This is a genomic window from Pseudomonas putida, from assembly GCF_028682175.1.
GTDB lineage: Bacteria > Pseudomonadota > Gammaproteobacteria > Pseudomonadales > Pseudomonadaceae > Aquipseudomonas > Aquipseudomonas putida_AD.
On sequence record NZ_JANHKS010000019.1, the window covers coordinates 94706 to 100970 of the forward strand.

Below are 6265 nucleotides of genomic sequence, written 5' to 3' on the forward strand. Positions count from 1 at the left end.
TGCGATCCGTCTGCCCCGGACTCGCTGACTGACACTACGCCATCGCGAGCAAGCTCCCTCCTACAGGACCGGGGCTGTTCAAATGACCGCCAAATCGAAAAACGCCTTGATCAAGCGCAACTCCCGACGCCGCTCCAGGCAGCCGATGAAATGCTGATTGAGCAGTCCCTCCCCCGCAAGCGGCACGGCCACCACCCTGGGATCGTGGCTGACCTCCACCGATGACACGATACCGATGCCCAGATCCGCCGCCACCGCTTCGGTCACCGCCTCGCGACTGTCCAGCTCCAGCAGCACCCGCGGCCCGACCACGGCCAGCGAGCAGGCCTCATCGAAGGTGCGGCGGGTGATCGAACTCGGTTCGCGCAGCACCATGATCTGCTGATCCAGCCGCTCAAGCGCAATCTCGCCCTCGCCAGCCCACTCATGCCGCGCAGGCAGCAAGGCGCAGATTCGCGACTGCGCCAGGCTCTGCAGATGCATGCCCTTGCGCGACTCCACCTCGGTGAGCACCGCGACATCCGCATGTTCCGACACCAGCGCTGCCAGGGTTTCCTGAGCGTTACCCAGACGCAGATTGACCGTGATCCCCGGAAACTTCGCGCGCAGCCGGGCCAGCATGGGCATCACCATGTGCGGCCCGTCCGCCGCGACTTCCAGCCGCCCGGTAAGCAGTTGCCGGTTGGCTTCGAGCATTGCCTGGGCCTCTTCAGCCATGCCGAACATCGCCCGGGTGATCGCTGCCAGCTTGATGCCCTCGTCGGTCAGCTCGACCCGCCGCGCCGTTCGTCGCAGCAGGGTGATCTGGTAGTGGTCCTCCAGGGCCTTCACATGCCCGGTGACCGCTGGCTGGCTGATGAACAGGCGTGCTGCGGCGCGGGTGAAGCTGCCTTCCCGGGCGACGGCGTCGAAGGCACGCAATTGGAAGAGGTTCATGAATCGGCCTGACTTATAGTTCGGATAACAACAAGCAATTTGATTGATAGTTCGCCTGCGGTCAACGTATGCCCGTCGCTTCCGATCCCCTGACGCTTCGAGGACACGCCCATGAGCATTGCGCAACCGATCCTGCTGACTCCCGGCCCGCTGACCACTTCTGCCCGCACCCGTCAGGCGATGATGGTCGACTGGGGCTCATGGGACGACCGCTTCAACAAGCTGACCGCCAGCCTGTGCTGGCAGTTGCTGGACATCATCAACGGCCACGAAACCCACCGTTGCGTCCCCCTGCAAGGCAGCGGCACCTTCGCCGTGGAAGCGGCCATCGGCACCCTGGTGCCCCGCGACGGCAAAGTGCTGGTGCTGATCAACGGCGCCTACGGCAAACGCCTGGCGAAAATCTGCGAGGTGCTGGGCCGCGACTTCTGCACGTTTGAAACTGCCGAAGACCAGCCGACCACCGCTGCCGACGTCGAAACGATGCTGCAGACCGATCCGCGCATCACCCACGTCGCGCTGATTCATTGCGAGACCAGCACCGGCATCCTCAACCCGCTGCCGGAAATCGCCGAGGTCATCGCCCGGGCCGGCAAGCGCCTGATCATCGATGCCATGAGTTCCTTCGGCGCGCTGCCGGTGGACGCGGCGAAAGTCCCGTTCGACGCCCTGATCGCAGCGTCCGGCAAATGCCTGGAAGGCGTGCCGGGCATGGGCTTCGTCTTCGCCCGCAAAGAGGCGCTGGACGCCGCTGCCGGCAACTCGCACTCGCTGGCCATGGACCTGCACGACCAGTACACCTACATGGCCAAGACCGGCCAGTGGCGTTTCACCCCGCCGACTCACGTGGTCGCCGCGCTGCACGAGGCGCTGCTGCAATACAAGGAAGAAGGCGGCCTCCCTGCGCGCAACGCCCGTTATGTCGACAACTGCAAGGCGCTGCTCGATGGCATGGCCGAACTGGGCCTGCGCAGCTTCCTGCCTGCCGCGATCCAGGCGCCGATCATCGTTACCTTCCACGCCCCGCGCGATGCGCGCTACCAGTTCAAGGACTTCTACGAGCGGGTCAAGGCCAAGGGTTTCATCCTTTATCCCGGCAAGCTGACCCAGGTCGAAACCTTCCGCGTCGGCTGCATCGGCCACGTGGACGCCAAGGGCATGCAGGCCGCCGTGGACGCCATCGGCGAAGTGCTGCGGGAAATGGAAGTGCTGGACATCTGAACCTCGCCACCTGTTTGAAACCCTGATCTGACACCCTGACTTCGCTACGAATTTGAGGATTGACCCATGAACTACAGCAACCCGACCCAACTGCAAGCTGCGATTCTCGACTGGGCTGGCACCGTCGTCGATTTCGGCTCCTTCGCCCCGACGCAGATCTTCGTCGAAGCCTTTGGCGAGTTCGACGTGCAGGTGTCCATCGAAGAAGCCCGCGGCCCGATGGGCATGGGCAAGTGGGACCACATCCGCACGCTGTGCGACCAGCCGCAGATCGCCGAGCGCTATTGCAAGGCCTTCGGCCGCACGCCGACTGACGATGATGTCACCGCCATCTACGAGCGCTTCATGCCGCTGCAGATCGAGAAGATCGCCACCCACTCGGCGTTGATTCCGGGTGCGCTGGATACCCTCACCGGCCTGCGCCAGCAAGGGCTGAAGATCGGCTCATGCTCGGGCTACCCGGCGGTGGTGATGAAGAAGGTGGTCGAACTGGCGGCGAAAAACGGCTATGTCGCCGATCACGTGGTGGCCACCGATGAGGTGCCCAATGGCCGCCCGTGGCCTGCTCAAGCGCTGGCCAACGTGATTGCCCTGGGAATCGATGATGTGGCGGCGTGCGTCAAGGTCGATGACACCGTGCCGGGGATTCTCGAAGGGCGTCGCGCCGGGATGTGGACGGTGGCGCTGGTCTGCTCGGGTAACGCGCTGGGCCTGACCTACGAGCAGTATCAGGCCCTGGCGCCGGAGAAGCTGGACGCCGAACGCAAACGCATCCACGCCCTGTTCGAAGGCTCACGTCCGCATTACTTGGTGGACACGATCAACGAATTGCCCGAGGTGATCGCCGATATCAACCGGCGCCTGGCCAAGGGCGAGATGCCGCAAAGCGCCTGATTATATAAACCGTAGCAGCACGGCTTGCCGGCGGGGGCGGCCTCATGATCGCCCCCGCCGGCAAGCCATGCTGCTACGGGTGACTGGTGGTCAGGCCTTGAGGGTCCGCTCAACATGCCCGGCAAACGCATCAATGATGCTCTGCAGGAACGGGCGGGTCTTCTCGTTCAGCTTGCCTTGCTCATCGAAGAAACTCCCGGCACCGCCCAGATACGCCTCCGGCTGCTGCATGCACAGCACATCCAGGAACACGAACGACTGACGCAAGTGCTGGTTGGCCCCGAAGCCGCCGATGGCGCCGGGCGAAACGCTGACCACCGCCGCAGGCTTGGCCTTGCCCCAGGAGCTCTTGCCATACGGGCGCGAACCCACGTCGATGGCGTTTTTCAGCACACCCGGCACCGAGCGGTTGTATTCCGGGGTGACGAACAGGAAACCGTCAGCGCCTTGCAGGGCCTGACGAAACGCGGTGTAGGCCGCAGGTGGCGAATCGAGGTCGATGTCTTCGTTGTACAGGGGCAGATCGCCGATTTCGACGATTTTCAGCGCAAGGCTCGAAGGTGCCAGCTCCGCCAGCGCCTTGGCGACCTTGCGGTTGAGGGACTCTTTTCTCAAGCTGCCGACGATCACTGCAATCGTATGAACCTGGCTCATGAACCTGACCTTCTTCTGATGGAGGAGTGACAGTTATAGATCAAGGCGACGAATTGGTCAGCGCAGTTTTTTCGTTCTCTTTGATCGAACCAGCCGATCTGCAACGCAAAACTTCGCTCCGTGAGCCTACCGTTGGTCGCGACTATTTTTTCCTCATTCGAAAACTACCCCGTAAAACGGCGGTCTGAAAGCCTTGAGCGGGGAAAGCCCCTTCGCAACCCAGGGAACGGTCTTACAAGCGGACACGGATTCACGGCCTGCGGTGGTACGATGCAGGCGAAACGAGCAGTTATTTCCAGAGGTTACAAAGCAAATGGCTTCAAACGATCATGTCGCACAATTTCATGCACGAGATGCAGAGGGTCGCATCTATCCCGTGCGGGAATTCCATGATTTAAAGCCAGACGAGACGGGCGAGATGAAGCAGGTCATCACCTATCGCCTGGTCATCGGCGACCGTGTGAATCATCTGGGCGGTGACGAGTTCGAACTGATTCAGTCGGGGATCAAGCTGACCCGCGTCAGCTGAACCCCGCAGTCCTGTAGCAGTCCGGCTTGCCGGCGGGAGCGGCCGACCTGTGACACATGCGTCGCCTGACACACCGCTCCCGCCGGCAAGCCGTGCTGCTACGGGGTGGTCGTGCTGCTACGGGGCGGTGTCTTCAAAGAACAGATACCAGAAGATCGCGGATTCCCGAGTGCTCGGGTCGATCGCGCGATAGCGCAGGTGATCCACCCCGCCCACCACGAACCCGTAGCGTTCATACAGCCGGCATGCCGCCAGGTTGTTGTTCTGGGTTTCCAGCATGATCCCCGGCAACTCGTGCTTGCGCGCCCAGAAGCGCGCCACGTCCAGCAGCTTGCCCGCCACACCGCTGCGCCGCATGGCTGTGTCCACCGCCAGCTCGTCGATATGGGCGAAACCATTCCAGTGCTTGCTGATGACGATGTGCCCCACCGGATCTTCGTCCAGCCAGGCCACCAGCACCGTGCCATCGGCCGCATCGCGGTAATGACAGAACTCTTCAGAATCGATCCCGTAGTTCTTCAGATAAGGCTCGACCGCGTCGATGGGCCATTGCGCAACCGGTACGCCGATCTGCACCTGGGCGTAGCCAGTGACCGTGAAGGTGAATTCGCTGTTGAGGATGTAATCCTCGAAGCACTCGTCGGCGACCCGAATGCTCAGGTCCAACTCGTCGCGGCACGCTCGTTCGTTCACAGGACCGCCCCCTGACGTCAGGCCTGGGCCTCGCTCTCTAATAACTGCGTCCACAACGCCGGCGCACCGGCCGACTTGGCGATCACTGCCAGGCGGGCAGCGTGGTCGGCCAGCTCCGCTTCGCTGGCGACAATCACCCGGCCCGGCGTGCGGTTGGCGATACGGCGCACTTCCGACGGCCGCTCGGCCCCGCCTTCACCGTCGCTGTTACCGGCCAGGGACAGGGTCGTCTGGCCGCCGGTCATCGCCAGGTAGACGTCCGCCAGAATCTCGGAGTCGAGCAAGGCGCCGTGCAGCTCGCGGTTGGAGTTGTCGACGTCGTAGCGTTTGCACAGCGCGTCGAGGCTGTTGCGCTGCCCCGGATGACGCTCGCGGGCCATGGCCAGGGTGTCGAGCACCGTGCAGAAGGTGGCGATGTCCGCGCGGTCGGTCTGGCCGATCAGGGCGAATTCGTTGTTGAGGAAGCCGACGTCGAACGCCGCGTTGTGGATGATGAGCTGGGCGCCCTTGATGAATTCGTAGAACTCATCGGCCACTTCGGCAAAGCGTGGCTTGCCGATCAGGAACTGGTCGGTGATGCCGTGGACGCCAATCGCGCCTTCATCACTGGAACGGTCCGGTTGCAGGTAGACGTGAAAGTGCCGCCCGGTCAACCGGCGCCCGATCACTTCCACACAACCGATCTCGATCACCCGGTGGCCGTCGGTGACGGGCATACCGGTGGTTTCGGTATCGAGTACGATTCTTCGTTCTGTGATGTTGTTTTCTGCAGTCATAACCTACGCCTCAGCTTCAGGCGCGGATATTAACACGGGAGTTTTGGGCGTGCGCCCTTCGCGCTCCCTCGCTTTTTCTTGCGACGCTGAGGTCGTGTGTAACGGAGGGTGCGACGCTGATCGTTCCCACGCTCTGCGTGGGAATGCGCTGTGCGACGCTCCGCGTCTTGGGGTGACGCTGGGATTGGGTGTATATCCATTTTCGTGGTGGTTTTGGCCTAGGGTTTCGCCCCTTACGGGCGACTGACTTTCCTTTCGGGGAAAGTAAGCAAAGCCATTGCGACAGGCTGGGGTCCTTCGGACTTCCCTCGCTCCGGCGCCGTTCCGGGGGCACGCCGTGATGGGCCGTCCCTGGCCCGCACGGCTTTCGCGGCATCCATGCCGCTCATCCCCCTACACGACACCTGCGCTCGGCCTGGCGCCTTAACGTCGCGTTCGGCGGCGCCTGCACCATCGCGCACGAAGATCAAGATCAAGATCAAGATCAAAAACACACCACCATCCCGTAGCAGTCCGGCTTGCCGGCGTCGGCGCCCTCAAAATCGCCCCCGCCGGCAAGCCG

General features: G+C 62.8%; 7 protein-coding genes. 3 read left to right on the forward strand and 4 right to left on the reverse strand.

Going from position 1 to position 6265, the window contains the following annotated elements:
• Positions 1–78 precede the first annotated feature (78 nt).
• Entirely contained in the window at positions 79–936 is an 858-nt protein-coding gene (locus NPS29_RS15335; protein ID WP_274133580.1) for a LysR substrate-binding domain-containing protein, read from the reverse strand.
• 111 nt (positions 937–1047) lie between these two features.
• Here NPS29_RS15335 and NPS29_RS15340 point away from each other — a divergent pair, with 111 nt between their 5' ends.
• Both NPS29_RS15340 and phnX read left to right on the forward strand, forming a co-directional pair.
• Positions 1048–2157: a 2-aminoethylphosphonate--pyruvate transaminase gene (locus NPS29_RS15340; protein WP_274133581.1), complete on the forward strand. Its 1110-nt coding sequence runs from the start codon at positions 1048–1050 to the stop codon at positions 2155–2157.
• A gap of 66 nt (positions 2158–2223) precedes the next feature.
• Positions 2224–3051: a phosphonoacetaldehyde hydrolase gene (gene phnX, locus NPS29_RS15345; RefSeq protein WP_274133582.1), complete on the forward strand. Its 828-nt coding sequence runs from the start codon at positions 2224–2226 to the stop codon at positions 3049–3051.
• Between the two features lie 90 nt (positions 3052–3141).
• Here the strand turns inward: phnX and NPS29_RS15350 are convergent, their stop codons facing one another.
• Complete coding sequence (locus NPS29_RS15350; RefSeq protein WP_274133583.1) at positions 3142–3705, reverse strand: NADPH-dependent FMN reductase; 564 nt, start codon at positions 3703–3705, stop codon at positions 3142–3144.
• Positions 3706–4018: 313 nt separating this feature from the next.
• Here NPS29_RS15350 and NPS29_RS15355 point away from each other — a divergent pair, with 313 nt between their 5' ends.
• Positions 4019–4234 (forward strand): hypothetical protein, encoded by a 216-nt coding sequence (locus NPS29_RS15355; protein WP_274133584.1) that lies wholly within the window; start codon positions 4019–4021, stop codon positions 4232–4234.
• A gap of 117 nt (positions 4235–4351) precedes the next feature.
• Here NPS29_RS15355 and NPS29_RS15360 read toward each other — a convergent pair whose 3' ends face one another.
• Together NPS29_RS15360 and dnaQ are read right to left on the reverse strand one after the other, a co-directional pair.
• A complete protein-coding gene (locus NPS29_RS15360; protein WP_274133585.1) occupies positions 4352–4927 on the reverse strand; it encodes a GNAT family N-acetyltransferase in 576 nt (191 codons plus the stop codon).
• Between the two features lie 17 nt (positions 4928–4944).
• Positions 4945–5703, reverse strand: a complete 759-nt coding sequence (dnaQ, locus tag NPS29_RS15365; RefSeq protein ID WP_425312513.1) for a DNA polymerase III subunit epsilon — start codon at positions 5701–5703, stop codon at positions 4945–4947.
• Positions 5704–6265: the final 562 nt, after the last annotated feature.

Bases quoted from the DNA above. Each gene is read 5' to 3' on its own strand.
- NPS29_RS15335 (WP_274133580.1), bottom strand. From the start codon at position 936: ATGAACCTCTTCCAATTGCGTGCCTTCGACGCCGTCGCCCGGGAAGGC.
- NPS29_RS15340 (WP_274133581.1), top strand. From the start codon at position 1,048: ATGAGCATTGCGCAACCGATCCTGCTGACTCCCGGCCCGCTGACCACT.
- phnX (WP_274133582.1), top strand. From the start codon at position 2,224: ATGAACTACAGCAACCCGACCCAACTGCAAGCTGCGATTCTCGACTGG.
- NPS29_RS15350 (WP_274133583.1), bottom strand. From the start codon at position 3,705: ATGAGCCAGGTTCATACGATTGCAGTGATCGTCGGCAGCTTGAGAAAA.
- NPS29_RS15355 (WP_274133584.1), top strand. From the start codon at position 4,019: ATGGCTTCAAACGATCATGTCGCACAATTTCATGCACGAGATGCAGAG.
- dnaQ (WP_425312513.1), bottom strand. From the start codon at position 5,703: ATGACTGCAGAAAACAACATCACAGAACGAAGAATCGTACTCGATACC.